Origin of the sequence: Pseudomonas lactucae (assembly GCF_036688725.1) — a bacterium.
In the GTDB taxonomy this organism is placed as follows: Bacteria; Pseudomonadota; Gammaproteobacteria; order Pseudomonadales; family Pseudomonadaceae; genus Aquipseudomonas; species Aquipseudomonas lactucae.
In genome coordinates this window covers 1-26,384 of the sequence record NZ_JAQQPT010000028.1, presented here as the reverse complement: position 1 = coordinate 26,384, position 26,384 = coordinate 1, and the positions used below count along the sequence as shown (strand labels likewise).

Annotated in this window: 20 protein-coding genes and 3 pseudogenes; 9 read left to right on the top strand and 14 right to left on the bottom strand. The window is 60.4% G+C overall.

Going from position 1 to position 26,384, the window contains the following annotated elements; all coding sequences use genetic code 11:
- Positions 1 to 80 precede the first annotated feature (80 nt).
- Positions 81 to 947, bottom strand: coding sequence for a LysR family transcriptional regulator (locus V6M90_RS26320; protein WP_332847381.1), 867 nt, complete (start codon positions 945 to 947; stop codon positions 81 to 83).
- Between the two features lie 108 nt (positions 948 to 1,055).
- Between V6M90_RS26320 and V6M90_RS26315 the strand changes: the two genes are divergently transcribed.
- Positions 1,056 to 2,243 carry a CynX/NimT family MFS transporter gene (locus V6M90_RS26315; RefSeq protein ID WP_141605251.1) on the top strand — a complete coding sequence of 396 codons (1,188 nt, stop codon included), beginning with the start codon at positions 1,056 to 1,058 and terminating at the stop codon, positions 2,241 to 2,243.
- Here the strand turns inward: V6M90_RS26315 and V6M90_RS26310 are convergent.
- Positions 2,214 to 4,562: a TonB-dependent receptor gene (locus tag V6M90_RS26310; RefSeq protein WP_332847380.1), complete on the bottom strand. Its 2,349-nt coding sequence runs from the start codon at positions 4,560 to 4,562 to the stop codon at positions 2,214 to 2,216. The genes V6M90_RS26315 and V6M90_RS26310 overlap by 30 nt on opposite strands.
- A gap of 155 nt (positions 4,563 to 4,717) precedes the next feature.
- Here V6M90_RS26310 and V6M90_RS26305 point away from each other — a divergent pair, with 155 nt between their 5' ends.
- On the top strand, positions 4,718 to 5,662 hold the full coding sequence (locus V6M90_RS26305) for a LysR family transcriptional regulator (RefSeq protein ID WP_332847379.1): 945 nt from the start codon (positions 4,718 to 4,720) through the stop codon (positions 5,660 to 5,662).
- A gap of 100 nt (positions 5,663 to 5,762) precedes the next feature.
- Positions 5,763 to 7,370, top strand: coding sequence for an alkaline phosphatase family protein (locus tag V6M90_RS26300; RefSeq protein ID WP_332847378.1), 1,608 nt, complete (start codon positions 5,763 to 5,765; stop codon positions 7,368 to 7,370).
- A gap of 57 nt (positions 7,371 to 7,427) precedes the next feature.
- On the opposite strand, the gene V6M90_RS26295 is transcribed toward V6M90_RS26300, so the two are convergent.
- Positions 7,428 to 8,333 carry a TauD/TfdA dioxygenase family protein gene (locus tag V6M90_RS26295; RefSeq protein WP_053137649.1) on the bottom strand — a complete coding sequence of 302 codons (906 nt, stop codon included), beginning with the start codon at positions 8,331 to 8,333 and terminating at the stop codon, positions 7,428 to 7,430.
- A gap of 179 nt (positions 8,334 to 8,512) precedes the next feature.
- Here V6M90_RS26295 and V6M90_RS26290 point away from each other — a divergent pair, with 179 nt between their 5' ends.
- A complete protein-coding gene (locus V6M90_RS26290) occupies positions 8,513 to 9,433 on the top strand; it encodes a LysR family transcriptional regulator (RefSeq protein WP_332847377.1) in 921 nt (306 codons plus the stop codon).
- Between the two features lie 53 nt (positions 9,434 to 9,486).
- Here the strand turns inward: V6M90_RS26290 and V6M90_RS26285 are convergent, their stop codons facing one another.
- Complete coding sequence (locus tag V6M90_RS26285) at positions 9,487 to 10,488, bottom strand: ABC transporter substrate-binding protein (protein ID WP_332847376.1); 1,002 nt, start codon at positions 10,486 to 10,488, stop codon at positions 9,487 to 9,489.
- Between the two features lie 288 nt (positions 10,489 to 10,776).
- Between V6M90_RS26285 and V6M90_RS26280 the strand changes: the two genes are divergently transcribed.
- The 5 genes from V6M90_RS26280 to V6M90_RS26260 all read left to right on the top strand — a co-directional run bounded on the left by V6M90_RS26280 (position 10,777) and on the right by V6M90_RS26260 (position 16,199).
- A complete protein-coding gene (locus V6M90_RS26280) occupies positions 10,777 to 12,369 on the top strand; it encodes an ABC transporter permease (protein WP_027607858.1) in 1,593 nt (530 codons plus the stop codon).
- On the top strand, positions 12,366 to 13,181 hold the full coding sequence (locus V6M90_RS26275; protein WP_332847375.1) for an ABC transporter ATP-binding protein: 816 nt from the start codon (positions 12,366 to 12,368) through the stop codon (positions 13,179 to 13,181). The genes V6M90_RS26280 and V6M90_RS26275 overlap by 4 nt, the downstream gene beginning before the upstream one ends.
- Before the next feature lie 16 nt (positions 13,182 to 13,197).
- Entirely contained in the window at positions 13,198 to 14,808 is a 1,611-nt protein-coding gene (locus V6M90_RS26270; RefSeq protein WP_332847374.1) for an arylsulfatase, read from the top strand.
- Positions 14,809 to 15,321: 513 nt separating this feature from the next.
- Positions 15,322 to 15,702, top strand: a complete 381-nt coding sequence (locus V6M90_RS26265; RefSeq protein WP_332847410.1) for a hypothetical protein — start codon at positions 15,322 to 15,324, stop codon at positions 15,700 to 15,702.
- A gap of 98 nt (positions 15,703 to 15,800) precedes the next feature.
- Entirely contained in the window at positions 15,801 to 16,199 is a 399-nt protein-coding gene (locus V6M90_RS26260) for a hypothetical protein (protein WP_332847373.1), read from the top strand.
- A gap of 786 nt (positions 16,200 to 16,985) precedes the next feature.
- Here V6M90_RS26260 and tnpC read toward each other — a convergent pair.
- The 10 genes and pseudogenes from tnpC to V6M90_RS26210 form a co-directional block, all read right to left on the bottom strand.
- Positions 16,986 to 18,512: pseudogene (gene tnpC, locus V6M90_RS26255) on the bottom strand (IS66 family transposase).
- Between the two features lie 83 nt (positions 18,513 to 18,595).
- Positions 18,596 to 18,931, bottom strand: coding sequence for an IS66 family insertion sequence element accessory protein TnpB (gene tnpB, locus V6M90_RS26250; protein WP_017279403.1), 336 nt, complete (start codon positions 18,929 to 18,931; stop codon positions 18,596 to 18,598).
- Positions 18,932 to 19,146: 215 nt separating this feature from the next.
- Positions 19,147 to 19,476 (bottom strand): annotated as a pseudogene (locus V6M90_RS26245) (sulfonate ABC transporter permease); the annotation flags it as partial.
- Positions 19,477 to 20,271: 795 nt separating this feature from the next.
- Positions 20,272 to 21,294: an ABC transporter permease gene (locus V6M90_RS26240; protein ID WP_076952492.1), complete on the bottom strand. Its 1,023-nt coding sequence runs from the start codon at positions 21,292 to 21,294 to the stop codon at positions 20,272 to 20,274.
- Between the two features lie 25 nt (positions 21,295 to 21,319).
- A complete protein-coding gene (locus tag V6M90_RS26235; protein WP_332847372.1) occupies positions 21,320 to 22,873 on the bottom strand; it encodes a sugar ABC transporter ATP-binding protein in 1,554 nt (517 codons plus the stop codon).
- 66 nt (positions 22,874 to 22,939) lie between these two features.
- Positions 22,940 to 23,875 (bottom strand): sugar ABC transporter substrate-binding protein, encoded by a 936-nt coding sequence (locus V6M90_RS26230; protein WP_332847371.1) that lies wholly within the window; start codon positions 23,873 to 23,875, stop codon positions 22,940 to 22,942.
- A gap of 60 nt (positions 23,876 to 23,935) precedes the next feature.
- Positions 23,936 to 24,115, bottom strand: coding sequence for a hypothetical protein (locus tag V6M90_RS26225; RefSeq protein WP_076952495.1), 180 nt, complete (start codon positions 24,113 to 24,115; stop codon positions 23,936 to 23,938).
- 152 nt (positions 24,116 to 24,267) lie between these two features.
- Positions 24,268 to 25,296: a Gfo/Idh/MocA family oxidoreductase gene (locus V6M90_RS26220; protein WP_332847407.1), complete on the bottom strand. Its 1,029-nt coding sequence runs from the start codon at positions 25,294 to 25,296 to the stop codon at positions 24,268 to 24,270.
- Between the two features lie 16 nt (positions 25,297 to 25,312).
- On the bottom strand, positions 25,313 to 26,173 hold the full coding sequence (locus V6M90_RS26215; protein ID WP_332847370.1) for a sugar phosphate isomerase/epimerase family protein: 861 nt from the start codon (positions 26,171 to 26,173) through the stop codon (positions 25,313 to 25,315).
- 97 nt (positions 26,174 to 26,270) lie between these two features.
- Positions 26,271 to 26,384 (bottom strand): annotated as a pseudogene (locus V6M90_RS26210) (inositol 2-dehydrogenase); the annotation flags it as partial.

Genomic DNA, 26,384 nt, shown 5'->3' with positions numbered 1-26,384 from the left:
CTCTGCAAACACCAAAGCCCCGGCCGGCGTGGCCTGGCGCCGAGGTGTTTTTTTTGATGCTTTTCAGGCATACAAAATATTCAGTTAAGGCATGGCTCAACGGGGCTGTTTGCGCACAAATCGAACAGTTCGGCCTGTAAGCACTGCCCCGCAGCACTCAGGCCATGACGGGCATACAACGCCAGGCGCACGCCTTGCACCACGGGCAAACCGCTGTCCGGCCCCAGTTCCACATGCCCTGGCTGCACGACCCGTCGCGGCAACAGACTCACACCCAACCCCGCCGCCACCGCCGAACACACGCTGGCCAGGCTCGCGCTGGAATAACCGATGCGCCAGCGCCAGCCGCCCACTTCCAGGTGGTGCAACATTTCATTGCGGTACAGGCCGCCCACCGGGAATGCCACCAACGGCAGAGGGTCGCGCCCCAGGCACGGGGTGCTGCGGCTGTCGACCCAACACAGCGGCTCGGGCCACGAGGCCAGGCAGTCATCGCTGCTGCCCATCTGCTTGACCAGCAACACGTCGAATTCACCACTGCGGTATTGGCGCTGCAACTCGGGCCCCAGGCCGCTGGTGACCTCCAGGCGCACCCGTGGATAGGCCAGCACAAATGCCGACAGCAACGGCATCAGGCGCTCTGCGGCAAAGTCTTCCGGCACCCCCAGGCGCAGTACGCCGTCGCTCTGTTGGTTGATCAACACATCGGTGGCTTCTTCATGCAATGCAAGGATGCGCCGCGCATAGGCCAGCAAGCGTTCGCCCTCGGCGGTGGCGACCACGCGGCGCTGGTCGCGGTCCAGCAACTGGCACGCCACCGCCTCTTCCAGGCGGCGGATCTGCTGGCTCACGGTGGACTGGGTCACGTGCAGGCGCTCGGCGGCGCGGGTGAAGTTGCCGCAGTCCACCACGGCGACAAAGCTGCGCAACAACACGGGATCGAACATCAGCGTCACCATTCTCTTTGCCACTGGTTGGCATGGTTATATTTAATTTCAGAATACCTTGGGTGCTGGCCATACTCACGCCTCATTTGCCGACTGCAAGAGCGTTGCATGACCCTGAATAAATCCCTCGCCGGCTGGGGCCTGCTGGTGGTGCTCGGCCTGAACCTGCGGCCGATCCTCAGCTCCATCAGCCCGTTGCTCGGCGAGATTCGCCAGGCCACCGGCCTGAGTTTCCAGAGCAGCGCCCTGCTGACCAGCCTGCCGGTGGTGTGCATGGGGCTGGTGGCGCTGGTGGGCGTGCGCGTCGAAGCCCGCCTCGGCGAACGGCGTGGCATCGCCCTGGGCCTGATGATGATCCTGCTGGCGTGCCTGGCACGCTGGCTGATGGGCCAGGCGTCGGCGCTGCTGGTCACGGCGTTGCTCGGCGGTGCGGGTGTGGCGCTGATCCAGGCCTTGGTGCCGGCGATGATCAAGCGCGAATTCCGTCATCGGGTGCCGGTGGCGATGGGTGTGTATTCGGCCTCGCTGATGGCCGGCGGCGGGCTGGCAGCGCTGCTCAGCCCGCTGGTGGCCACGCATTTCCAGGAATGGCAGGCGGGGTTGGGGGTGTGGCTGCTGCCGGCGTTGGGCGCCTTGCTGCTATGGGCCTGGCTGCCCCTGGGCGCGGCCAGAAATCCACAGGTGGTGCCGGCCTTCAAGGACCTGCGCAATCGTCGCGCCTGGTTGCTGGCGCTGTATTTCGGCCTGGTCAATTGCGGCTACATGAGCCTGGTGGCGTGGCTGCCGGCCTACTATCAGCAACTGGGCTGGGGCGTGCTGCCCAGCGGTTCGCTGCTGGCGTTCATGACCATCTTCCAGGTGATCGCCGCGCTGTTGATGCCGGTGCTGGCGCAGCGCGGTATCGACCGTCGGCCGCTGCTGGGCATCGCCCTGCTGGCCCAGACCGTGGGTTACCTCGGCCTGATCGTCGCGCCGCAGGAATATCCGCACCTCTGGGTGGCGTTGTGCGGCTTCGGCCTGGGCGCGTGTTTCGCCCTGAGCCTGCTGCTGACCCTCGACCACCATCGCGACCCACGCCAGGCCGGGCAACTGGCGGCCTTTGTGCAAGGCGTGGGCTTCTTGATCAATGCGGTGTCGCCATGGCTGACCGGCTGGCTGCGCGGGCTGACCGGCAACTTTGTCAGCGCCTGGGTGGTGCTGACGGTCACGGCGGTGGCGATGCTGGTGGTGACGCGCGTGTTCAGCCCGGCCACCTATCGCACGGGGCTAGAAGTCATAGCGCCCGGTCACCCCTAGCGTGCGCGGCGTACCGAGCAGGCCTTCGTAGCCGCCGTTCCCCCCCGTCCACAGCGTGGTGTAGTAGGTCTTGTCGAAGGCGTTTTTCAGCCATAACGACACGTCCCACTGCCCCTGCTCATAGTTGCCGCGCAGGCCGGTGGACAGGTTGACCACGGCGTAGGCAGGAATCTGTCCATAGTCGGAGTCCTCCACCGTGCCCACGGCCTTGGAGCGGAAGGCATAGCTGGCGGTGACATAGGGTTCGAAGCCGTTATCCAGGTTCCACTTGTATTCGCCGTTGGCGTTGGCGATCCATTTCGACGCCCCCACCACTTGATGCCCACTCAGGTCGCAGGAGGCCGGCGCACCGGGGCGCAGACTGACTTCCGGCGGGCACGGCGCATCCTTGTAAGACAGGTAGCTCACATCGTTGAACGAGCCGTTGATGTTCAGCGTCAGGCCCTTGATCGGCACCAGGGTGCTTTCCACCTCGACGCCCCGCGAGCGCACCGAACCGGCGTTGGTCAGGTACTGCACACGGTTGTTCTGGTCATAGGCATTGGTCTGGTAACCGTTGACCTGGGTCCAGAACAGGTTGGCATTGAGCTGCAGCCGCCGGTCCCACAGTGTGCTTTTGAAACCCAGTTCGGCGTTGTTGGCGCGCTCGGTGCCTATCAGCAATGAGTCGGCACCGGCCGTCGGTGCTGAGCCTACCGCCAGGTTGACCCCGCCGGACTTCTCGCCATGGGACAAGGTCGCGTAGCCCAGCAGGTTTTCGTTGAAGTGGTAGCTCAGGTTCAGCAAACCCGAGGGGCTGGTGCTGTATTGCGTGAGATCACCGGAATCGTATGCCCCCGCGCGGCCACGTCGAGCCGTAGCGGCAGCACCGGTGACCGCCGCACCGCCGAGGGGAGTGTTACGCGTGACCCAGGCACTTTTTTCTTCATAGGTGCCACGCAGGCCAGCGGTGAAATCCAGGCGCTCGGTCAGGTGCCAGGTGCCCTGGGCAAACAGTGCAAAACTGTCGGTGCGAATGTGCCCGTTGCCGACGCTGCTGACGTTGGCCAGTGCGCCGGCTGGCGTGCCGTTCCAGATGTCGGCCTGCGGCCCGTAATAGCTGAAGGATTTGTTATCCAGCGAATTACCGAAGTAGTAGGCGCCCAGCACGTAATCGAAGAAACCGCCGGTAGGCGAAGCCAGCCGGAATTCCTGGGACCACTGTTTGTCTTCCACCGACACCCCGCCGTTATACGACGCTGGCACGTTAAGGCCGTCGTCGTTACGCGGGGTGAAATTCCAGAAACGATACGAACTGACCGAGGTCAGGGTGAAGTCACTCGGCAACGTCCAGTTGGCTTCCAGCGACGTGCCGCCCTGGAACACCGTGACCTTCTGGTCGCTGTCGAGGTTGACCTTGCGGTGGGTGCCATCGACCAGGGTCGCGCCTGCCGCGTTGGCCCGCGACTGGTAGAGGTTGGTGCCGTTGATGGTCGGCCCGGTGCTGTACAGCACACGGGTGCCAGCGCTGGAATCCTCTTCGTTGTAATCGCCGATCCAGCGCAGGTTGAAGGTTTCGCTGGGCTTGTAGAGCAGTTGCCCGCGAAAACCCTGGCGCGAGCCACCGTTGAGGTCATGGCCGTTGTATTCGTTCTTGATATCGCCGTCGCTGCGGGTGCGATACGCCGAGAAACGCCCCGCCAGGTCATCGGTGAGCGGGCCGGAAATCGTGCCCTTGGTCTGGAAGTAGCCGTCCTCGCCCAACGAGGTTTCAATGCTGCGCTCCGGGGTAAAACTCGGCGCGCGCGTGCTGATGTTGATCACCCCGGCGGTGGTGTTTTTGCCGAACAAGGTCCCTTGCGGGCCGCGCAAGACCTCAAGCTGTTCGATGTCCATCAGGTCGAACACCGCCATGCCCGGCCGCCCGAGGTAAACGTTGTCGATATACAGCCCCACGCTGCCCTCAAGGCCGTCACTCGCCGGGTTGTTGCCGAGGCCGCGAATCGACACGCTGGACTGACGCGCATGCATGTAGGCGACGTTGACGCTGGGCACCAGTTGCTGCAAATCCTGAATCCGGTACACCCGCTGGCTCTCCAGCGCCTGCCCGCCGATCACGCTCATGGGCGTCGGCACTTCCTGGGCACTCTCGGTGCGGCGTCGAGCGGTCACCGTGACGGTTTCCAGTTGGCCATTGGCGCTCTCGCCTTCGGGCGCAGGCGTGTTTGCGTCGGCCGCGTGGCTGGGCGTCCAGCTGGCACTACCGGCCAGCAACAGCGCCAGCGGCAAGCGCTTGAGCCGCCAGGGAGAAGAAGGGACAGCGGACTTCAACAGACTCATAAGCGGCTCCGGAACCTGAAAATATCCATCGAGAGATATTCCTTTAGGTTATTTATTTATGTTTTAACGAACATTTACTGCATAAGAGATAGCCTTTATAAGGAGTCGACCTAATGCATAGCCAATGCATTTCCCGGATATTTTTGATGTGAAAAATGCATATCGATCTGCGCCAGCTTCGTCACTTCATCGCCCTTGCCGAACAACGCAGTTTTGTCGCAGCCGCATTGACGGTGAACCTGTCGCAGTCGGCGTTCAGTCGCAGTATCCAAGCCCTGGAACACAGCGCCGGTTGCCAGCTGATTGACCGTGGCCGTAAAGACCTTGCACCGACCAAACAAGGCCAGGTATTGCTGGAGCACGCCCGGCGCCTGGTCAGCGGTGCGCAGCAATTGGCCAACGAGATCAGCCAGTTCAATGGCCTGGAGGCGGGGGAGTTGCGCTTCGGTTGCGGCCCGGCACCGGCCGGCGGCTTGATCCCCCGCGCCATCGGCAGTTTTATCGGGCGCTACCCCAAGGCACGGGTGCAGTACCAGATGGACGACTGGCAGAGCCTGAGCAAACGCCTGCTCAGTGAAGAGTTCGAGTTTTTCGTCGCCGACACTCGCCACTTCGAAGCCAACCCGGACTATCACACCCACCGCCTGCGCCCGCGCCGCTGGTATTTCTGCTGCCGCGCCGGCCACCCGCTGGCCCTGCGCGACAGCGTGAGCGCCGCCGAGCTGATGAGTTACCCGCTGGCCGTGACCATCCGCCCGCCCAACCTGCGCAAGGTCATCGTCGACCTCAGCGGCCGGCCCGATTACCTGCCCAATGTCGAATGCGAGAACGGCTATAGCCTGATGGGCGTAGTGCTGCGCTCCGACGCCATCGGCATCGTCAGCGCCAACAGCGATGTGCTGCACATGGCCCGGGGCGAACTGGTGTGCTTGAAGATCGAGGGCCTGGCTGAGGATCTGGAGGAGCGTTACACCCGCTACGGCATCGTCAGCCGTGCGGGGTATCGCTTGTCGCCGCTGGCGGAAGCGATGATCGAGCAGATCAAGCAGATCGATGAGTTGGATGAGGATGTGTGTGCGCTGGAGAACGTCGCCGTTTAGGCCATGCATTCACTGCATCAAACCCAGTCCCCAAATGCACTTGCCAGCCCCCCACCCGAACGGCGAAAAACCTCACCTGTCCTCCGTCTGGTGAAGCCCCATGTCCCACCCCCAACCCGTGCGCAACGTGCTGTACATCATGTGCGACCAACTGCGCCGCGATTACCTGTCGTGCTACGGCCACGCCCACTTGCACACACCGAACATCGATCGCCTGGCCGCCGCCGGTGTGCGCTTCAGCCGCGCCTATACCCAAGGCACCATCTGCGGGCCCTCGCGCATGTCGGCCTATACCGGGCGCTACGTCAGCAGCCATCAGGTGGCGTGGAACGCGGTGCCGTTGCCCCTGGAAGAACTGACCATCGGCGACTACCTGCGCCCCCACGGCATCCGCACGGCGCTGGTCGGCAAGACCCACGCCACGCCCAATGTGGAAGCCTTGCAACGCCTGAATATCGACCCTGACAGCGAGCAGGCCGAGCCGTTGAACGAGGTCGGCTTCGAGGCGTACCTGCGTCACGACGGCATTTACCCCGACAGCCCGGTGTTCGATGAAAAACGCGAGTCCGCGCCCTACACCCATTACCTGCGCGAGCAGGGCTACAGCGGTACCAATCCGTGGCACGAATGGGCGAATGCGGCCGCAGGTGAAAACGGCGAAGTCCTCAGCGGTTGGCACATGCGCAATGCAGGCCTGCCCGCGCGCGTGGCCGAGGAACACTCGGAAACCGTCTACACCACCGACCGTGCGATCGACTTTATCCGTGAGCAGGCCGAACAACCGTGGTGCCTGCACCTGTCGTATATCAAGCCACACTGGCCCTACATCGCACCGGCGCCGTATCACGCGCTGTATGGCGCCGAGCATATCCAGGCACCGATCCAGCCAGGGGAAACCAGCGATCACCCGGTGTACCAGGCGTTCCGCCAGCACCAGGAGAGCCTGAACTTTTCCCGTGACGAGGTACGGCTCACGGTAATTCCCACCTACATGGGCTTGATCAAACAGGTCGACGACCAACTGGGGCGACTGTTCGATTTTCTGCAAGGCAACGGCCGTTGGGACGACACCCTGATCGTGTTCACCAGCGACCACGGCGACTTCCTCGGCGATCACTACCTCGGCGAAAAAGAGTTTTTGCTGGAACCTGCCGTGGGCATTCCGCTGATCGTGCGTGACCCACGCGCCGCTGCCGATGCCAGCCGTGGCACGGTGGACGCGCGCCTGGTGGAAACCATCGATGCGCTGCCGACCTTCCTCGAGGCCTTGGACCTGCCCGCAGCCGAGCATCGCCTAGAAGGTCGCTCACTGATCCCGCTGCTGCACGGCCAGGCAACGCGCTGGCGCCGTTACGCCATCGCCGAGTACGACTACGCCTTCCAGGCCCCGGCCCGCGAACGCCTGGCGCAACCCATCGACCGTTGCCGCATGACCATGGTGCGCAGCGAACGCTGGAAATACCTGGCGTACGACGGGTTTCGCCCACAGCTGTTCGACCTGGAAAACGACCCGCAGGAACTGCACGACCTGGGCAACGACCCGGCCTATGCCGAGGTGCGCGAAACCCATGTGGGGTACCTGTTCGAATGGCTGCGCGGGCTGAAGCGGCGCACCACTATCAGCCACGCAGAGATTGATCTGCGTGGCCAACGGTTTCGGTATGGTGAGCCGGAGGCGGAGAAAGTGGTGCAAATCGGCGTCTGGTAAACCACACATCGAATGTGGGAGGGGCTTGCCCCCTCCCACATTTGAAGCGTTGTCAGCTCAGAGACCTTTGGTGGTCTGACTGCGCTGCCCGTGCACGCCCACCGGCACATCACCCTTGAGCGTCACCCGGCGCACGATGCGTTCCTGGGTGCCGTAGTCGTCCACGGCGTAATGCTGGGTCGCGCGGTTGTCCCAGATCGCCACGTCGCCAGTGCTCCAGCGCCAGCGCACGGTATTTTCCAGGCGGGTGACATGGCTTTGCAGCAGGTTGAACAGCTGGGTCGAGTCCGCCTGGGAATAACCTTTCAGGCGCTTGACGAAGTGCCCCAGCAACAGGGTTTTCTCGCCACTGACCGGATGCACGCGCACCACCGGGTGCTCGGTCTCGTACACCGTCGAGGTGAACACCTTGCGGTATGCCTCAAGCCGCTCTACCGACACATCCGGCTTGAGCGCGGCGTAGTCGTATTCGTTGCTGTGCACCGCCCACAAGTTATCCGCCAGGGCGCGCAGTTCGACGCTGAGGTCGTTGTAGGCGCTCGAGGTGTTGGCCCAGACCGTGTCGCCACCGGATTTAGGCGCCAGCACCGAACGCAGGACCGAGGCTTTCGGGTAGGCATCGACGAAGGTCACGTCGGTGTGCCAGGAATTGGCGCGCTGGCCACGGGTACCGTCCAGCTCCATGAGGAAGCGCGTGCCGTCGCGCACCGGCACCGTCGGGTGGGCAATCGGCTCGCCGAGCAAATGGGCAAAGGCTTCCTGGCTCTGGTCATCGAGGTGAGTCTGCTCACGGAAGAAGATCACCTTGTACTGCACCAGCGCCTGCTGGATGGCTTCGACCGTGGCGGCATCCAGATCGCCGGACAGTGTGATGCCGCGGATCTCGGCGCCGATGCGGCCGGCGACCGGGTGAATATCCAGCGCCTGGGCGACGGGTTGAACAGCTAATGCGGCGTTGCTCATGGTGATGACCCTCTTTTGCCTGCTGATGGGGACGCTTTCCGACAACGCTCTATCCATATGCAATTTAGGTCTAGCAAATGAACGAGTACTTCGTTGACGGAATAAGAACTTGCATTTAAAACCTCCGCTCCCGTGGTCGCAAATGCCTTCGACCTATTTTTAATATGCAGGGAAAGTATATGGATCTTCGCCAACTGCGGTACTTCATCGCCCTCAACGAACACCGCAGTTTCGTGCGTGCGGCGGATGCCATGGGCATCACCCAACCGGCGTTCAGCCGCAGCATCCAGGGGTTGGAACAGGAGTTCGGCTGCGTGCTGGTCGACCGTGGTCACAAGGACCTGCGCCCCACGCCGGAAGGCCAGGTAGTGCTGCAACACGCCCTGACCCTGGTGCATGGCGCGGCGTTACTGAGCAGCGAAGTCACGCGCATGACCAAGCTCGACGCTGGCGACCTACGCTTCGGCTGCGGCCCGGCCCCGGCGGTGAAACTGGTACCGGATGCGGTGGCGCGCTTTATCAGCGCCCACCCGAAAATCCGCACCAGTTTCCAGGTGGATAACTGGGAAAAACTCAGCCGTGCCCTGAGCCGTGAAGAGATTGAGTTCTTTATCGCCGACATCCGCCAATTCGAAGCCGACCCGAATTTCCAGACCCGCGCACTGACCCCCAAGCGCGGGGTATTTTTTTGCCGACCGGGGCACCCGTTGCTGGCCAAGGACAGCCTGTCGACCAACGACATGTTCGACTACCCGCTGGCGGCGCCGCTGATCTCACAGGGCATTCGCAAACTGTTGGCGAACCTGAGCGGGCGCATGGATTTTTCCCCGAGCATCCAGACCGAACATTTCCCGGCGCTGGTGAAGATCGTGCTGCAGTCCAACGCCATCGGCGTCGGCACCGAGGAGGCGTTCGCCGAAGACATCGCCCAAGGCACGTTGAAGCTGCTGCACTGGCGCAACCTGCCGCAGAACATAGAGACCATGAGCGCCCGCTGCGGGATTGTCAGCCGCACCGGTTCGCGGTTGTCGCCGGCGGCAAAAGCGATGATCGAGACGCTGATGGAGGTGGACAGGCAGGAAGGGAGTGTGGCGGTTTGAAGGGCCTCATCGGGGGCAAGCCCCCGATGGCGATAGCCCAGGCACCACCCGACTCAAAGCCCCGACGACGCCAGATTCGGCGCCACCCAGTCACTCACTTGGAACGACTTGCGAATCAGCTTCTCCTTGGAAGCCAGGTCCACCGAACCCTGCAATTTAGCCAGGAACACCGGGTCCAGGGTCGACGGGAAAATCTCGCTGAGGGTCTGGTCTTTCAAGTCATTGGTGAGAATCACCGGCGGGTAACTGGCCAGCCCGGACACCAGCGCAATGTAGGCTTGCTTGTTGTTGTCATCGGTCAACCAGTGCACCGCCTGCTGCTGGGCCTTGAGCAGCTTGGCGACGGCGTCGGGGTGCTCGTCGACAAACTGTTTGCTGCCCACCAGCACCGCCTGGATGCTGCCGGCGCCACCGAGGTCCTTGGTGGTCAGCGGTATTTCAGCCAGCCCCTTGGCTTGCAATGCCGTCAGGTTCGAACCGCCCCAGGTGGCGTCGATCTGCTTGGCGGCCAGCGCGGCATTGGCGGCGTTGTAGTCCAGGCTGATGACTTTGAGGTCCTTCTCACTCAAGCCCTGGCTGGCCAATGCACTGTCGAACGACAACTGGCTGGCCGTGCCACGGAACACCGCGACGCGCTTGCCCTTGAGGTCCTGCAAGGTCTTGATGCCAGAACCCGGCACCACGCCGAGGTACTGCTTGATGTCCCGCGCGGTGGCACTGAGCAGGCGCGTCTCCAGGCCATTGGAGCGGCCGATGATCGCCGCCAGGTCGCCCAGGTACGCCAGGTCCACCTGCCCGTTGGCGAAGGCTTCGTTGATCACAGGGCCGGCGCCCTTGAAGTAATTCCACTGGATCTTGATGCCTTGGTCGGCGAAGGCTTTTTCGAAGATCTGCTGCTCGCGCAGCACGTCCGTTATGCCCCCGCCGCTGTGCTGGCTGCCTGCGCTGAGGTCGGGCACGGCGATGCGGATTTCCTTGAGGTCGGCAGCCTGTACCAGGCCCGCCAGGGCGGTGCCTGCGACCAGGGTGATCAGACGTTTGAACGGCAGTTTCATAAGCGCAGCTCCTTGTGGGCGAGGGTCGCCTGGGGAGCAGAAAGTAGGCACAACCTGGTCAAAACTTTAAATACTATAAATTCACAATTTAATAGCTTTTAGGACTATACGAAGGGAAACGCAGGCTCCAGAGGGCTATGCATGAATAGCATCGAAAATATTCTTCGAATGCATTGGATGCGTGCCGGGGCGAGGCTTTAAATGGTTTTTCTTATCCCTCAATCATCTTGATTACGTTTTTATAAGATCGAAATCACATAACGCCCCTGGCGACAACGGAGGTCCTCCATGGCCCGAATCTCACTTTTGAGCCTCCCGCTCGCGGCTCCCGGCGCCACGCCACGTTGGCCGCTGCGCTGTGAACGGCTGTTGCCATGGTTGCTGCCGGTGACGCTGTTTGCGCTGTGGTGGCTGGCCAGCCGCAATCACTGGATGAGCGAGCAGATCCTGCCGCCACCGTCCCTGGTGTGGAGCAGCGCCGTGGAACTGGCCGGCGGCGAGCTGTGGAGCCACCTGGCGATCAGCCTGCAACGCCTGTCCTGGGGGTTGCTGGCGGGCATTGGCGCCGGGGCGCTGCTGGGGGCGATGCTGGGTTTCAGCGCGCGCGCCGAGCGCCTGGTGTTTCCGACGTTCAGCGCGTTGTCGCAGGTACCGACCCTGGCCTGGATTCCGCTGTTCATGGTGTTCTTCGGCATTGGCGAAACCCTGAAACTGGTGGTGCTGGTGAAGGCGATCGTGGTGCCCGTCACCCTGCATACCCTGGTGGGCGTGCGCGACGCCCAACCCCAGTTGCGTGAAGCCGCCCGCGTGCTGCGCCTGCCCACGCACCTGTTGATCCGGCGCCTGATCCTGCCTGCCGCGCTGCCCGCCTTTATGGCCGGCGTGCGCCTGGCCCTGGCGGCCGGCTGGACCTCGCTGCTGGCGGTGGAGTTGCTGGCCTCCAGCGAAGGCATCGGCTACCTGATGGTGTGGGCGCGCCAGCTGTTCATGCTCGATATTGTCTTCGTGTGCATCGTGGTCATCGGCGTATTCGGCGTGGTGATGGACCGTGGCATTGGCTGGCTGGACCGCAAATGGGTGCACTGGCCCCATCCTGCCACGGCGCAGATTCGTCGCGGGCCGCGCTATCAAGGCTGGCAGCGCCTGCAACCGTGGGTGCTGCCCCTGCTGTTGCTGGCGCTGTGGCAGGTCGCGACGCAACAAGGCTGGGTCGACCCGAACATTCTGGTCAGCCCATGGGTGGTGCTGCACACCACCGTCGCCGGGGTCGTGGATGGCAACCTCAGCGGTGCACTGGGCACCAGCCTGGGGCGAAGCCTGGGCGGCTTGCTGCTCGGTGGCGGCGTTGGCTTTGCCATGGGCCTGTGGCTCGGACTGTCACGGCGCAGTGAGCGGGTACTCGGGCCGACCCTGAGCGCCTTGCGCCAGATCGCGATTTTCGCCTGGGTGCCATTGCTCACTGCCTGGTTTGGCCTGGGTGAGTTGGCCAAGTGGGTGTTTATCGCCCTCGCCGCCTTCTTCCCGTTGTTTATCGCCACTCAACGCAGCGTGCTGAATCTGTCGCCACAGCTCAACGAAGCGGCGCAGGTGTTGCGCCTGAACCTGTTCCAACGGCTGCGACGCCTGGTACTGCCAGGCGCCGCAGCCGGGATTTTCGCCGGCCTGCGCCTGAGCCTGATCTACGCCTGGCTGGGCACCATCGGTGCGGAATATTTCATGCCGTCCAACGGCGGTATCGGCAGCCTGATGATCGGCGCCCAACAACTGCTGCGCATGGACCTGATCATGAGCGGCATGCTCCTGGTCGGCCTTACCGGCGCGGCCCTCAACCTGATCGGCCAGCGCATCGAAACCCGCGCCACCCGCTGGAGACACGCATGAACGCACCTATCGTCAGCTTCAACCATGTGGGCAAGACCTTCGACGTCGACGGCTTCGAGCTGGAAGCCATCCGCGAATTCAACCTGGAGATTGCCGAAGGCGAATTCGTTGCGATTGTCGGCTCCAGCGGCTGCGGCAAATCCACCCTGCTGCGTTTGCTGGTGGGGCTGGATACGCAGTTTCGCGGCGAGATCCGCGTCGACGGTAAAGCCGTGAGCGGCATAGGCGGCGAGCGCGGCATCGTGTTCCAGGAGCATCGTCTGTTCCCCTGGCTCACCGTGGCGGAAAACATCGGCCTGGGCCTGGTCAACGAGCCACTGAGCGACGCTGAGCGCAATCGGCGCATCAGCGATTTTATCGAGCTGGTCGGCCTCACCGATTTCACCCGCGCCTATCCACACCAGCTGTCCGGCGGCATGGCGCAACGGGTGGCGATTGCCCGCGGCCTGGTGGCCAGCCCGCGCATCCTGCTGCTGGACGAACCCTTCGGCGCCCTCGACGCCCTGACTCGCCAGCAGATGCAGGACGAACTCCTGGCGATCCGCGCCCGCGCCAAAATCACCACGGTATTGGTGACCCACGATGTGGAGGAAGCGATTTTCCTCGCCGACCGCGTGGTGGTGATGGAGCCTCGGCCGGGGCGGATCAAGCAGGTGGTGGACGTCGCCCCGCCACATCCACGTCAGCGCAGCAGTTTTGAATTCCATCAACTGCGTGAAGAACTGCTGCATGAATTGACCAACGATGGCCACTACCAGCCGCCGGTGCGCGAACAGATCCGCGATCTGCCATTGGCCTTTATTGCCTGCTGAAAAAAGGAGTGCCTTGATGCCGCAACGTCCCAATTTTCTCGTGATCCTGGCCGATGACATGGGCTTCTCGGACCTCGGTGCGTTTGGCGGGGAAATTTCCACGCCGCACCTGGACGCACTCGCCCTGAACGGCCTGCGCCTGACCGACTTCCACACCGCCCCGACGTGCTCGCCTACCCGCTCGATGCTGCTCACCGGCACCGACCACCATATCGCCGGTATCGGCACCATGGCCGAGGCGCTGACGCCGGAGCTGATCGGCAAGCCCGGCTACGAGGGCTACTTGAATGACAAGGTGGTGGCACTGCCGGAGCTGTTGCGCGAGGCCGGTTACCAGACATTGATGAGCGGCAAGTGGCACCTGGGCCTGACCGCCGAACTGGCGCCCCACGCCCGCGGTTTCGAGCGCTCGTTCTCGCTGTTGCCGGGGGCGGCCAACCACTACGGCTTCGAGCCGACCTATAACGACGACACCCCGGGCCTGCTCAAGTCCACCCCGGCGCTGTACATCGAAGACGACCGGTTCGTCGAGCAACTGCCCAAGGATTTCTATTCCTCCGATGCCTTCGGCGACAAGCTGCTGCACTACCTCAAGGAGCGCGACCAGGCCCGACCATTCTTCGCCTACCTGCCGTTTTCCGCCCCGCACTGGCCGTTGCAGGCGCCTGCGGACATCGTCGAAAAGTACCGTGGCCGCTACGACGCCGGCCCCGAAGTGCTGCGCCTGGAACGCCTGGAAAAACTCAAGGCATTGGGGCTGATCGACGCCGACGTCGAGCCCCATCCGTTGATCGAGCTGAACACCCAGTGGGCCGCCTTGAGCGACGAACAGCGCCAGGTGTCGGCGCGGGCCATGGAGGTGTATGCGGCGATGGTCGAGCGCATGGACTGGAACATCGGCCGAGTGGTGGATTACCTGCGCCAGCAGGGGCAGTTGGACAATACGTTCATTGTGTTCATGTCCGACAACGGCGCCGAAGGTGCGCTGCTGGAGGCGTTCCCCAAGTTCGGGCCGCAGTTGCTCACCTACCTCAACCAGCATTACGACAACAGCCTCGACAATATCGGCCGCGCCAACTCCTACGTCTGGTATGGTCCGTCATGGGCGCAGGTGGCGACGGCGCCGTCGCGATTGTTCAAGGCGTTCACCACCGAGGGCGGGATTCGCGTGCCGGCGCTGGTGCACTATCCGCAGTTGTCGCTCAAAGGTCGTATCAGCCATGGGTTCGGCACGGTGATGGACATCACGCCGACCATCCTCGACCTGGCCGGCGTGCGTCATCCGGGCAAACAATGGCGTGGCAAGCCGGTGGCGCCGCTGCGGGGCAAGTCGTGGCTGGGCTTCCTCTCCGGCGAGACCGCCCAGGTGCACGACGACGACACCGTAACCGGCTGGGAACTGTTTGGCCGCCGCGCGATTCGCCAGGGCCAGTGGAAAGCCGTGTACATCCCCGGCCCGGTGGGCCCGGCGACCTGGCAGCTGTATGACCTGGGCCAGGACCCTGGAGAAATCCACGACCTGGCCTTGAGTCATCCGGACAAGCTCGCCAGGTTGATCGGCCACTGGCAGCAGTACGTCGACGAAACGGGTGTCTTGCTCAGCGCGTCGCCGTTTCAGCCGGATTGAATGTCTGATGTTCAGGATCGATGACACAGGCCAATCTTTCCGGGACAACTGGCGCTGCAGGGACTCCTTAATTTCCTTCTCATTCAAGCACCGTCACGCTATCGAAATACATGCCAGCAGAATCAATCGCGGCACACCATCCTCAGCTCGCTGGTGACCCAGCCGCTCCAATATAGTCGGGGATACCCTGAATGCGATCGAACGGGCCTGGGGGGCCGTTGATCGTCACGATGATCTCGTACTGCATCCCAGCCTATTGAAGGCACAAGCTACTTCTGACTGCGACCGACCTGATGCCCATCTCGCCGACTGCACCTCGTTACCATCCAAGCCTGATGCAAGAACATCGGCCTTGGCGCTGCTAAATTGGTCATTCAACAATGCTCAATGGTGATTGAGTATGCACATCAGATTGTGACAGCCTTCTACCAGCCACATCGCTTTTCGACGACGTGCTAAAAGTTTCTAACTTTGGGTCGATAGCCTGTTCGACATGTCAATCAGGAATGACATATGCGCCTCAGAAACCTCAATTTAGCTCCACGAACTGCAATGTTTTTCGCTTCAATAATCATCCTTGTTTTTATGCTGGGTTTACGTCCAATCATGCAGCGCCGTAAAGAAGGGTGTAATGGTCTAATGAGTCTCCGAAGTTTCACGGAGACACAAATGATTAAGCTACCTCTCGAGTTGACGAAAGCGAAGGTGGACGGCTGGTTAATCCATTCCTGGATGATGTCCGATCAGCGTCCCTACGACGAGGGATATGCCGCTGCTGCGAGTGGCATCGACAGTGATACCACCAATACGCCGAGCACTTCTGGAAGCACAGCGAATGTTGGTTGGGGTGGGACAGCCACCAAAAGTCTGAAAACAGAACGAAAATCATCCTAACAGACGGTGACGAGCAGCAAAAAATGTCACTGGTATCGGACACTGGGCGAAGTCATTAGAAGCAGACCGGAATAGCCGGTTGTTCTAGAGGAACGAAAATGAAAAAACAGACCCGCATCACAGCCAAGCCTGATGGTGATGGACTACTCATTAAGATTGAAGCGGTGGCCACTCGTAAAGGGGCTTATTCAGGTAAAAATGATACCACCAAGCCCCCATATGACGATCTGACAGTCACTGTCTCCTCAGCCAACGTCAACACGATCCATCATTTCGAAACTCGTTTGTGTTCCGGATGGCCTAAGAACTCAGCAATCAGACGCCTTTTCCCTCTGCCACTTCAGGAAGAAGAGCGATTTGGCCAAGTTGTGCGTGAGCTAATGTTGCGTCTAATCGATGCACATATAGTCCAAATCAAGCAAATGGCCGAGATCCTTCCGGAAGCAAAGGAACGCGACCAGTTGAAAATAACGCAGTTCAGCTATACCAGTGAATAATAGACAGCCTCTTAACCATTTCACGGTTACCGCGCTGGCCTAAGGCAACAGGAAAGGGTCACATTCAGCTTTCAGGATCGAGCTAAAACACTATTGAGCATTTCTCAGAAACTATATCAACAAGTTAACATTTACGGACAAATGACTATGGGCCACTCCGTTAATCACCAAGTATTCAAGTCGGTACAGGCACTGAACGCCGAAATCATAAATTTACTTGAGACTGCAAACACACTTACTACTGCAAAAAATAATAATTTCGCTGACGATATTGGACGCCAGGCTTTTACGCTGCTGAAGGTGGCAGCGAGACTTCGTACTATTTTAACAGAACACTCTGCATGGACGTCGTTACACTGAGACCGAGCCAATCAGCCTGAAAAATTTTAGCTTTTAAATATATAGTTTCTTTGCCACTGCAGCACTAGGTCAGGATCTCAAAGCAGCGAAGCATGGGCATGATCTACTTAGTTCTAAGATGGTGCAGTTGTCCCAAAGCTCCCATTGTTGACCAGACAAAACAACAGATAGAAAACTAGCAAACACATAAAATCTGACGTGCTTGATTTCAATACTCGGAAGACAGTCGGCGAGAAATACTCAGGCCGAGGGCAAAGGCTTTTTAGTCGCACTAGTGCTCACCTGACTGCGGGATTCAGTGCCATAGTCATTTTTTCTTTATTGCAAACTCTATCAACTATTACCGGGTCGATGCTTGCTCGTAGCCTTTATTTGATGAAATTGAGTTCTATTTCGGTAAGCGTCCGCCCAACACACCTTGTGTGATTAAACGGGCGCCCACCTGTGCGGCAACAGCGCGGTAATCTCACTCGCACGCTGCGTCGGCAGGCGTGTAAGAACATCCTTCAAGTAAGCATACGGATCATGCCCGTTGAGCCGTGCCGTCTGGATCAAACTCATGATCGCCGCCGCACGTTTACCGCTGCGTAACGAGCCCGCGAACAGCCAGTTCGAGCGCCCAAGAGCCCACGGCCGGATTTGATTCTGGCACCAGTTATTATCGATGGGCACAGCACCGTCATCGAGATAGCGCGTCAGCGCTATCCAGCGTTTGAGGCTGTAATCCAGCGCCTTGGCGATGGCCGAACCCTCAGGCACAAGCTATCTTTGGGCGATCATCCAGGTATGAAGTGCGTCGGCGATTGGCGCTGCTTTTTCCTGCCGTATTCGCTGCCGATCACCCGGCTCCAGCTCTCGGACTTCTCGCTCAACTTCGTACAAGGCCGCGATGTAGTGCAGCGCTTTTTCGGCGACCTGGCTCTTGTTGGTCGCGTGCAAGTCGAAGAGCTTCCGGCGGGCATGGGCCATGCAGCCGATCTCCGTAACGCCCAGTTCAAAGCCTGCCTTGTAGCCGTCAAAGTCATCGCAGACCAGCTTGCCGTTCCAACTGCCCAAGAAGGCTCGGGCATGTTCGCCAGCGCGGCTCGGGCTGAAGTCGTAAACGACCGTCGTCAGGTTGGAGAACTGACTGGTGGCATAGGCCCAGACGTAAGCGCGATGAGTTTTCTTCGCGCCAGGCGTCAGCATTTGTACCGGCGTTTCGTCAGCGTGGACGACGCCATGCGTCAGCACGGCTTCGCGCAACGCATCAACCAGCGGCTGTAATTGCACGCCGCAGTTGCCCACCCACTGCGCCAAGGTCGAACGGGCGATGGGCAGCCCGGCGCGGCCGAAGATTTTCTCTTGGCGATACAGCGGCAGATGGTCGGCGAACTTGGCCACCATGATGTGGGCCAGCAGGCCGGCGGTCGGGATGCCCTTGTCGATGACCTGCGCCGGAGCCGGTGCCTGGATCAGGGTTTCGCACTGATCGCAGACCCACTTGCCACGGATGTGACGCTCCACGGTGAACACGCCCGGCGTGTAGTCGAGCTTCTCGCTGACATCCTCGCCGATGCGCTTGAGGGCGCAACCGCACTGGCAGTGGCTGCTGTCTGGTTCGTGATGGATCAGCGTGCGAGGAAACTGCGGTGGCAGCGGTGCGCGCTTGGGTTGCTGGCGCACTTTGGCTTCGACAGGTGCCGGTTGCAGCGCCTCAAGTTCGGCTTCGATAGCGGCGATATCCGTATCGATCAAGCCGTCGAGCAGGCTGGCTTGATTCGGGCTCAACTGCTCGCTGCGCTTGGCAAACTTGAAGCGTTTGAGCAGTGCGATCTCGTGGGCCAGTTTCTCGTTGACCGACTTGTGATGAGTGATTTGCTTGTCCATCGTCTCGACGCGCTGGATCAACTGCGCCGCCAAGGCGCGCAGTTCTTCAGGGTTTAATTGATCGAGATTCGGATGCGAAGTCATGCCACCGATTTTGCCAGAGAGGGCTAGTGGCGGCGATAGACGGATGGGCCAATTGCGCTGGCAAGCGCGCCATGGCAGACAAGTTAGAGCACCGTGATGGCTCCTCCGGAACCGACGCGTTGCCAAGGTAAACCGAGCACCAAGGCTTGAAGTTGCTCTGCATCCAACTCGACTTCAGAGCCGTGCCGCACGCCCGGCCAAAAGAAGCGCCCTTGATTCAAGCGCCGTGCTGCAAGCCAAATCCCCAAGCCATCATGCACCAGCACTTTCATGCGATTGGCACGACGGTTGGCAAACAGATAAGCACAGTGCGGCTTCGCCGCACCGAACACCGCCACGACCCGCGCCAGCGCAGTTTCAGTGCCGGCGCGCATGTCCATGGGCTCGGTGGCGAGCCAGATGGAGTCGATGCGGATCATCGCAGCAGGCCTCGCAGGAAAGCAGAACACCCCGCTGCATTTTCTGCCGGCTCACCACAACTACGCCTTTTGAATGCGGCACTTCGATTCGGATCGTGGCAGGAAGGGCCTGATGCATCGGCACCGGCGGCGATGTCTTGACCGGGATGAAGGCGGTTTGAAGTGTCAGGTTTTTCTGCGCATGCACGCGTATCCATTTATGGATGATCTGACCCCGATTGCACAATATCAAGCACTGACACCAACAATTTTTCGGCGCGTCGGCTTTTGGCGGCCAGAGTGCCGTACAACAAGGTGAAAATCAGCGCAGCAACCATCGCCGCCAGCATGCGCAGGGTAGTGCGCATCGCATACTCCGGCAGGTTGGCCGGGTCCAGAGAGATGACGTCACTTTCCAATGTGGTGATGGGGGCCCAGGTTTCCCGAGCGGTAATAGAGAACAATAGTAGAAAGCCGATCACCAGCGGCAGGGCGACTAAGTTCCAGCGGTTAGGCAGCAACCGCAGCGTGGAGGCCGGCAAAAATTCACGGAACACTCTATTCATAGGCTGTCATTCCCACAGCATACAACTTCAGATAGGTACGATGAGGGTGAGGAGCAACCCACCAAAGCGGGGGCGCTTTCTCCATGAGCCAGGCAGCGGATCTGGCGGAGACAATCCAACTCTACTATCTGAATATTACAAGTGCATAAATATTGCTGTCAGTTCGCTATACGAAAGGTGGTGGTAAGGGTGTTGGCGCCCTATGTCGTCGCTCGCCTATTATTGAAACCGCAGAACCAGTGCTGCCCCAAATAGTTCGAGATTCGAACCGTCACTCAGGTCGCAGAAAAAACTACCCGCCTTTAAAGAAGTGGCCCATCCCCTGCGGTTACGCGCATATCCATCCCCTATGCATAGACCGAGAGGCACTGCAAGCTTGAAGAAGAACGGGAGAAAATGATGATCAGCACGCTGGATTGTGCCGCATTTGATCGAAATTCAAGCAGGTCACTGAAAAATCAACTACTCCCAGTGCTCCGCCCCCCCCCCCCCCGGACTAAAAATAGTCCGGACTACACTGCTAATTGTGGGCAGTGGTCGCTGCTTTTGGGGACTCGTCGTTATAGGAAAATAGATATCGCAAAAATTGCATGGAATAAGACAATTGAACCATCGCCTCGCAGCTTTTCAGGAGCGTATCGAAGCCGGTCTTGATCCGGCGTGCCCCTTCAGCTAGCAATAACATATTTTCGATAATGTCACATTACCGGTACTTGGGGTCAGCACAACAATTTTAGCAACCCTAGCTAGGTTTTTGGCAAATGAAACTATAACAACCTGTTTTACTAACTATGATCATCGCTTGAGCTTGCGCTTGTTGCGGTATTGGTCGATCACCACTGCCACTACGATGATCAAGCCCTTGATGATGTCCTGGATATACGCGTCCACCCCGACAAAGGTGAACCCGCTGGCCATCACCCCCAGGATCAGCGCGCCGATCACGGTGCCGGTGATGCGCCCTACCCCGCCCGCCAGGCTGGTGCCGCCGATCACCGCGGCGGCAATCGCATCCAACTCGTAGGACATGCCCATGCCGGCCTGGCCGGTGGCGGCACGCGCCGAAGCCACCACGCCCGCCAGGCCTGCGAGCAAACCGGCGATGCTGTAGACGATGATCAGGTGGCGCTTGACGTTGATGCCCGAGGTGCGCGCTGCCTGCATGTTGCCGCCGATGGCGTAGGTGTACTTGCCGTACTTGGTGTAGCGCAGGGCGATATGGAAGATCACCGCCACCACCAGGAAGATGATCACCGGCATCGCGCCATGGCCGATGGCCGTGTAGGAGTCCGAGAGCATGCTCACCGGCTGGCCTTCGGTGTAGTAACGCGCCAGGCCACGGGCCGACACCATCATGCCCAGGGTGGCAATGAACGGCGGGATGCCCGTGACAGCGATGATGCTGCCATTGATCGCCCCCGCCAGCAGCCCCACGCCAAGGCCCATCGCCACCGGGATCCACACCGGCAGGTCGGTCAGGCTCGGAAACACCGCCCGGGAAAAGTCAGAGGTTTGCGCCAGGCTGGCAGCGATCATCGCCGACAGCGCGAGTACCGAGCCCGAGGACAAGTCGATGCCGGTGGTGATAATGACCTGGGTCACACCAATGGCCAGCAGGCCAATGATCGACACTTGCAGGATCATCAGCACCAGGCGCTGGGAGTTCATCAGGAAGCTCTGGTCACGCACGATCCAGCCGAACAGCTCAAACACCAGGCCGATGCCGATCAGCACCAGGAAGATACTCAGCTCGGTGGGCAAGCGACGCCGTTGCTTGGCCGGGGCCGTGGCAGGCTTGTTGTCTGTTATTGCGTTCATAGCCAATCACCTTCTTATTCTGTGGTCAGTGGACTGCCGTCATTCCGGAAGCCAACTGCATGACTTTTTCCTGGGTCGTTTCACTGCGGTCCAGGGTGCCCATCAGTTCGCCTTCGTGCATCACCATCACCCGGTCGCTCATGCCCAGCACTTCGGGCAGCTCCGAGGAAATCATGATCACCGCCATGCCTTCGCTGGCAAGGAAGGAAATCAAGCGGTAGATCTCAGCCTTGGCGCCAACGTCGATGCCGCGGGTCGGCTCATCCAGGATCAGCAGGCGTGGGTTGGTCATCAGCCAGCGCGCGAGCAAGGCCTTTTGCTGGTTCCCGCCGGACAAGGTGTCGATGCACTGCTCAAGAGACGGGGTTTTCACCCGCAATTTCTTGCACATGTCTTCGCACAGCGCGCGCAGGGCTTTTTGCTGGATAAAACCATTGCCCGAATAGTGCGGCAGCACGGCCATCTCCATGTTTTCCAGCACCGACAGGCACGGGAACAGGCCACTGAGCTTGCGGTCCTCGGTCAACAGCGCAAAGCCCTTCTCGATGGCCATGTGCGGGTCCGTGATGCGCACCGGTTCGCCATCGAGGGTGATCTGCCCGCCGCTGCTTGGGGTGATGCCGAAAAGGGTTTCCGCCACATTGGTGCGGCCCGAGCCCATCAAGCCGGCGATGCCGAGGATTTCCCCGGCGTGCAGGTCGAACGACACGTCCTTGAACATACCGTCCAGGCGCAGGTCACGCACCGACAGCAGCAAATCGCCGATCGGCGTTTCGCGCACCGGGAACAGCTGGCTCAGCTCACGCCCCACCATCATCGAAATCAGGCTGTCGCTGTTCATGCTGTCGGCACGCTGCAGGCCGATGTACTGGCCGTCGCGAAACACCGCCACTTCATCGGCGATGGCAAACACTTCGTTCATTTTATGAGTGATGTAGACGATGCCTTTGCCCTGGGACTTGAGGTCGGCAATGATCGAAAACAGGTGGGCCACTTCTTTCTCGGTAATCGCCGACGTCGGTTCATCCATGATCAGGATGTCGGAATCGTAGGACACGGCCTTGGCAATCTCGACCATCTGCCGTTCGGCGATGCTCAGGTTGCCCACCTGTTCCTCGGGGTCCAGGTTGATGCGCAGGCGCGCCAGCAACTCGGCGGTGCAGCGGTGCATTTCGCGGTGGTTGACCATGTGCAAGCCGTTGAGCTGCTCGCGGCCGATCCAGATGTTCTCGGCGATGCTCATGTGCGGCATCAGGTTGAGTTCCTGGTGAATCATCGCAATGCCGGCCTTTTGGGCGTCCAGCGGCGTGTCAAAGCGGATCGGATTGCCGCGCAGACGAATCTGGCCGGCGTCGGGCTGGTAGATACCGGCGATGATTTTCATCAGGGTGGACTTGCCGGCACCGTTCTCGCCCATCAGCGCCAGGACCGAGCCTGGGCGTACGCGCAATTGCACGTCCGCCAAGGCAACGACGCCGGGAAAGCCTTTGCTGACGTTGACGATTTCCAACAGGTAGGGTTCTTCCAGCTCAGGGGACAGCGTACCGGGAGGCTGGGAAGACGTCGCTTGAGCGAGCATAGGGAGGTTCTCCTTCTGCAGGGCGGCCGTGACCGCCCTGCCGGCTTATTGTTTTTTGTGTCGGGGCTATTTGAAGTTTTTGACGTTGTCCGGGGTGATCAATTGGTACGGGATGATCACGTTCTGCTCGACCGGCTCGTTCTTCGCCATCTTGCGCGCCGCTTCCACCGAACCGACCGCTTGCCCTTTGGCGTCCTGGAACGCCGAGGCGGCCATGTCACCCCGGGTGATCGCATTCAAACCATCCGGCGTGCCATCAACTCCCGCGATCAATACGCTGCCCGGCTTGGTACCTGCGGACTTGAGGGCCATGGATGCACCGATCGCCATTTCATCGTTGTTGGCGAGCACGGCGTTGAACTCGCGGCCCTGGGTCAGCCAGTCGTTGACCAGGGTCATGCCGCGGTCACGCAGCCAGGTACCGGTCTGTTCCTGCTCGATCTTGATGTCGGGGTATTTAGCCAGAACCTCTTTCACGCCTTTGGTCCGATTGGTGGTGGCATTGTTGGCCAGGTCACCCAGCAAAATCACGATTTTGCCCTTGCCACCCATCTTTTCGGCGATGTACTGCATTTGCATCCTGCCCGCTTCGAGGTCATCGGAAGTCACCGCTACCACGCCCTTGGGCAAGTCTTTCTGGTCGGGACGACGGTTGACGAACACCAGCGGGATGCCGGCCTTGCTGGCGGCGTTGATGATGTTTTTGGTCGACGCGGTATCAACCGGGTTGACGATGATCGCATCGACCTTCTGGCTGATAAAGTTCTCGACCTGGCTCAGTTGCTTGACCACGTCGGCGCGCGCGTCTTCGAACTGCAATTGCACGCCGTCACCCTTGGGATAGGACTTGGCCTGCTTGTCCATGTCTTCACGCAGGTAGGTCAGGAAGGTGTCATCGAAGGCGGACATGCTCACGCCCACTTTAAGGTCGGCGGCGCACGCGACACCGCTGCCCAGCATCAACGACAGGGCCAGCGCGGTAAAACGGATCGGGGTCTTCATGAACGGTCTGTCTCCACTTTCTTGTTGGTTTTTTGGACGTAGCGTTTATCAGATATGAGCTCAGAGAGAAGATGACGGCAGCCGAACCACCGGTGCTCCCGGAATGCAGCACACCAGCGCGCCTTGGTTTTCGACGCACAGCACGTTGAGGAAGGAGAAATAGAACGGCCGGGCGCGGGGCAGACCGCGTGGCGTGTGGGCAGGGCGTAAAACGCGCAGTACAGCGTTGAAGATTTTCATCTGACGGTACCTGGTTGTTTTTGATCTTGTTTTTGTTGAGTCGCCCGAATCGCGTCCGAACGTACTTTCTGCAACCTGGAAAAGACTTTATTGGAAAAAAATTTCCATATCAACATCTTTTAGAATTTTGTTCTATTTTTTTTGGAAATCTCCTACAGCGCCGCCATGTCGATGACCTGCCGGCGCTCCGCGCTGAGACGCGCGGCGTCCAGTACACGGGTGGTTTCCAGCGCATCACGGGCATCCACCGGTAACGGCCCCTGCCCTTGCACAGCCGCTTGCAACTGGCGATAGAACTGCGTCCAGCAACCTTTCTCCGACGGTACCCGTTCGCGCTCCGGGCCTTGTTCGAACCAGCCCCAGCGCCGATGTTCCTCGGCGCCCCAGTGCTCGCCTTCGGTTTTTGGTGATTTGCCGGCCATCAGCGCTTCTTCCTGACCGTCCAGGCCGTCAACGGTGTAACAGCCCAAACTGCCACTCACGCGGAACCGCGGCGCCTGGCAGTTTTGCAGGGCGTTGCCCCACAGGTGGGAAATCACGCCGTTGGCGTGGGTCAGGGAGACGAAGAAACCGTGGTCGACGCTGGGGTGTTCAGCGGTGTAATGCAATTGCGCAAACACCTGCTCCACCGGGCCGAACAGTTGCAGCGCCTGGTCCACCAAGTGGCTGCCCAGGTCGCGCAGCCAACCGCCGCCGCTGGCATTGCCCACCGCATGTGGGCTGTAGCGCTCCACGCGGGATTCGAAGCGGCTGATCTGGCCAAGAGCGCCGGCGTCGATGAGTTTTCGCAGGGTCAGGTAATCGGAGTCCCAGCGCCGGTTCTGGTAAACGCTGAGCAACACGCCCTGGCGTTCGGCGGCGGTAATCAGCGCCTGGGCCTGCTCGGCGTTGGCGGCGAAGGGCTTGTCGCTGACTACGTCAACGCAGTGTTCAATGGCTTCCAGCACCAGGGCCGGGCGGCCCTTGAGCGTGGTGGAAACCACCAGGACATCCACGCCAGCTTTGACGATCTGGCCAATGCTGTCATAAGCCTTCAGGCCTGGGTGATCGGTGGCCAACTGTTGGCGCCGCTCGGGCGAGCGGGTCACTACACCGACAAAGATTGCACCGGGCAGCGTTGCAATCAACGGTGCGTGAAAGAAGCGGCCGCCGTGACCGTAGCCCACGAGTCCAATACGCATCATGGGGTCAGCTCCTTTATCGACACAGTTCACGGGTTACCCGCTCCAGCATCATCCGGTTGGATTCATCCGGGCGGTCTTCCCAGGCGAACACCGAGACGGTGGCGATACCATCGAACTCGATCTCGCGCAGCGTGCCAAAAAACGCGTCCCAGTTCACTTCGCCCTGGCCGATGTCCAGGTGCTGATGCACGGTCGCCGTCACGCCTGGCGGATTGACGATGTAACGCAAGTTAGACGACGCGCGGTGATTGTAGGTATCGGCAATGATCAAGTGGCTCAGCTTGGAGCCGGCATACTTGAGCATCGAGGCGATATCGCCTTTTCCGTCGTCGTAAAAGAAGGTGTGTGGTGCGGCGTATAGATAGTTGATCCAATCGCGATCAAGGCCACGAATGATGTCCACCGACTCATTGTTGCGTTCGCAAAAATCGTACGGATGCGCCTGGATATCCAGCTTGACGCCTTCGCGCTCGAACTCCGGTATCAGCTCGTCCATGGAACGCATGAACTGGTTTTCGCAGACCAGGGGGTTGTCCGACTGCCCGGTGAATTCGGTGTTGACCAGCTCACAATCCATTTCCACGGCGATCTGGATCGCACGTTTCCAGTTACGCACCGCAGCCACGCGCAAGCCTTCGTCGGCGGCGGCCCAATGGTACATGGGCAACAGCGAGGACAGTTGCACGCCTGCATCACTCAAAGCTTTGCGAAACTCCTTGATGCGCCCGCGATCGACGCGGGCGGCTTTGTAGAACGGCAAGAAGTCTTCACGGGGCGACAGCTCGATATACTGGTAGCCAAGCTCGGCAGCTTTGTCGACCATCTGGCCAAGGGGCAGATGGCGGTACATGTAGGGGTCTAGTGCGATGCGCATGTTCAGGTACTCCTATTTCTGAAACAGGAACCCGATCCGAAGTGGGAGCTGGTTAGCCTCCTCCCACATTGACCGAATGCCGTCAGTGAAATATTACTCAGCCGTATAAGTGCGGGCGTGGCGGCAGGCCGACTTTGACGATCTGCTCACTGCCCTGCGCTTCAATACACGCATCCGCCGCCACCGCCGCCGCAAACCCATCCCATGCCGA

Coding starts and splice junctions, on each gene's coding strand:
- V6M90_RS26320 (WP_332847381.1), bottom strand. CDS start 947: ATGTTCGATCCCGTGTTGTTGCGCAGCTTTGTCGCCGTGGTGGACTGC.
- V6M90_RS26315 (WP_141605251.1), top strand. CDS start 1,056: ATGACCCTGAATAAATCCCTCGCCGGCTGGGGCCTGCTGGTGGTGCTC.
- V6M90_RS26310 (WP_332847380.1), bottom strand. CDS start 4,562: ATGAGTCTGTTGAAGTCCGCTGTCCCTTCTTCTCCCTGGCGGCTCAAG.
- V6M90_RS26305 (WP_332847379.1), top strand. CDS start 4,718: ATGCATATCGATCTGCGCCAGCTTCGTCACTTCATCGCCCTTGCCGAA.
- V6M90_RS26300 (WP_332847378.1), top strand. CDS start 5,763: ATGTCCCACCCCCAACCCGTGCGCAACGTGCTGTACATCATGTGCGAC.
- V6M90_RS26295 (WP_053137649.1), bottom strand. CDS start 8,333: ATGAGCAACGCCGCATTAGCTGTTCAACCCGTCGCCCAGGCGCTGGAT.
- V6M90_RS26290 (WP_332847377.1), top strand. CDS start 8,513: ATGGATCTTCGCCAACTGCGGTACTTCATCGCCCTCAACGAACACCGC.
- V6M90_RS26285 (WP_332847376.1), bottom strand. CDS start 10,488: ATGAAACTGCCGTTCAAACGTCTGATCACCCTGGTCGCAGGCACCGCC.
- V6M90_RS26280 (WP_027607858.1), top strand. CDS start 10,777: ATGGCCCGAATCTCACTTTTGAGCCTCCCGCTCGCGGCTCCCGGCGCC.
- V6M90_RS26275 (WP_332847375.1), top strand. CDS start 12,366: ATGAACGCACCTATCGTCAGCTTCAACCATGTGGGCAAGACCTTCGAC.
- V6M90_RS26270 (WP_332847374.1), top strand. CDS start 13,198: ATGCCGCAACGTCCCAATTTTCTCGTGATCCTGGCCGATGACATGGGC.
- V6M90_RS26265 (WP_332847410.1), top strand. CDS start 15,322: ATGCGCCTCAGAAACCTCAATTTAGCTCCACGAACTGCAATGTTTTTC.
- V6M90_RS26260 (WP_332847373.1), top strand. CDS start 15,801: ATGAAAAAACAGACCCGCATCACAGCCAAGCCTGATGGTGATGGACTA.
- tnpB (WP_017279403.1), bottom strand. CDS start 18,931: ATGATCCGCATCGACTCCATCTGGCTCGCCACCGAGCCCATGGACATG.
- V6M90_RS26240 (WP_076952492.1), bottom strand. CDS start 21,294: ATGAACGCAATAACAGACAACAAGCCTGCCACGGCCCCGGCCAAGCAA.
- V6M90_RS26235 (WP_332847372.1), bottom strand. CDS start 22,873: ATGCTCGCTCAAGCGACGTCTTCCCAGCCTCCCGGTACGCTGTCCCCT.
- V6M90_RS26230 (WP_332847371.1), bottom strand. CDS start 23,875: ATGAAGACCCCGATCCGTTTTACCGCGCTGGCCCTGTCGTTGATGCTG.
- V6M90_RS26225 (WP_076952495.1), bottom strand. CDS start 24,115: ATGAAAATCTTCAACGCTGTACTGCGCGTTTTACGCCCTGCCCACACG.
- V6M90_RS26220 (WP_332847407.1), bottom strand. CDS start 25,296: ATGCGTATTGGACTCGTGGGCTACGGTCACGGCGGCCGCTTCTTTCAC.
- V6M90_RS26215 (WP_332847370.1), bottom strand. CDS start 26,173: ATGCGCATCGCACTAGACCCCTACATGTACCGCCATCTGCCCCTTGGC.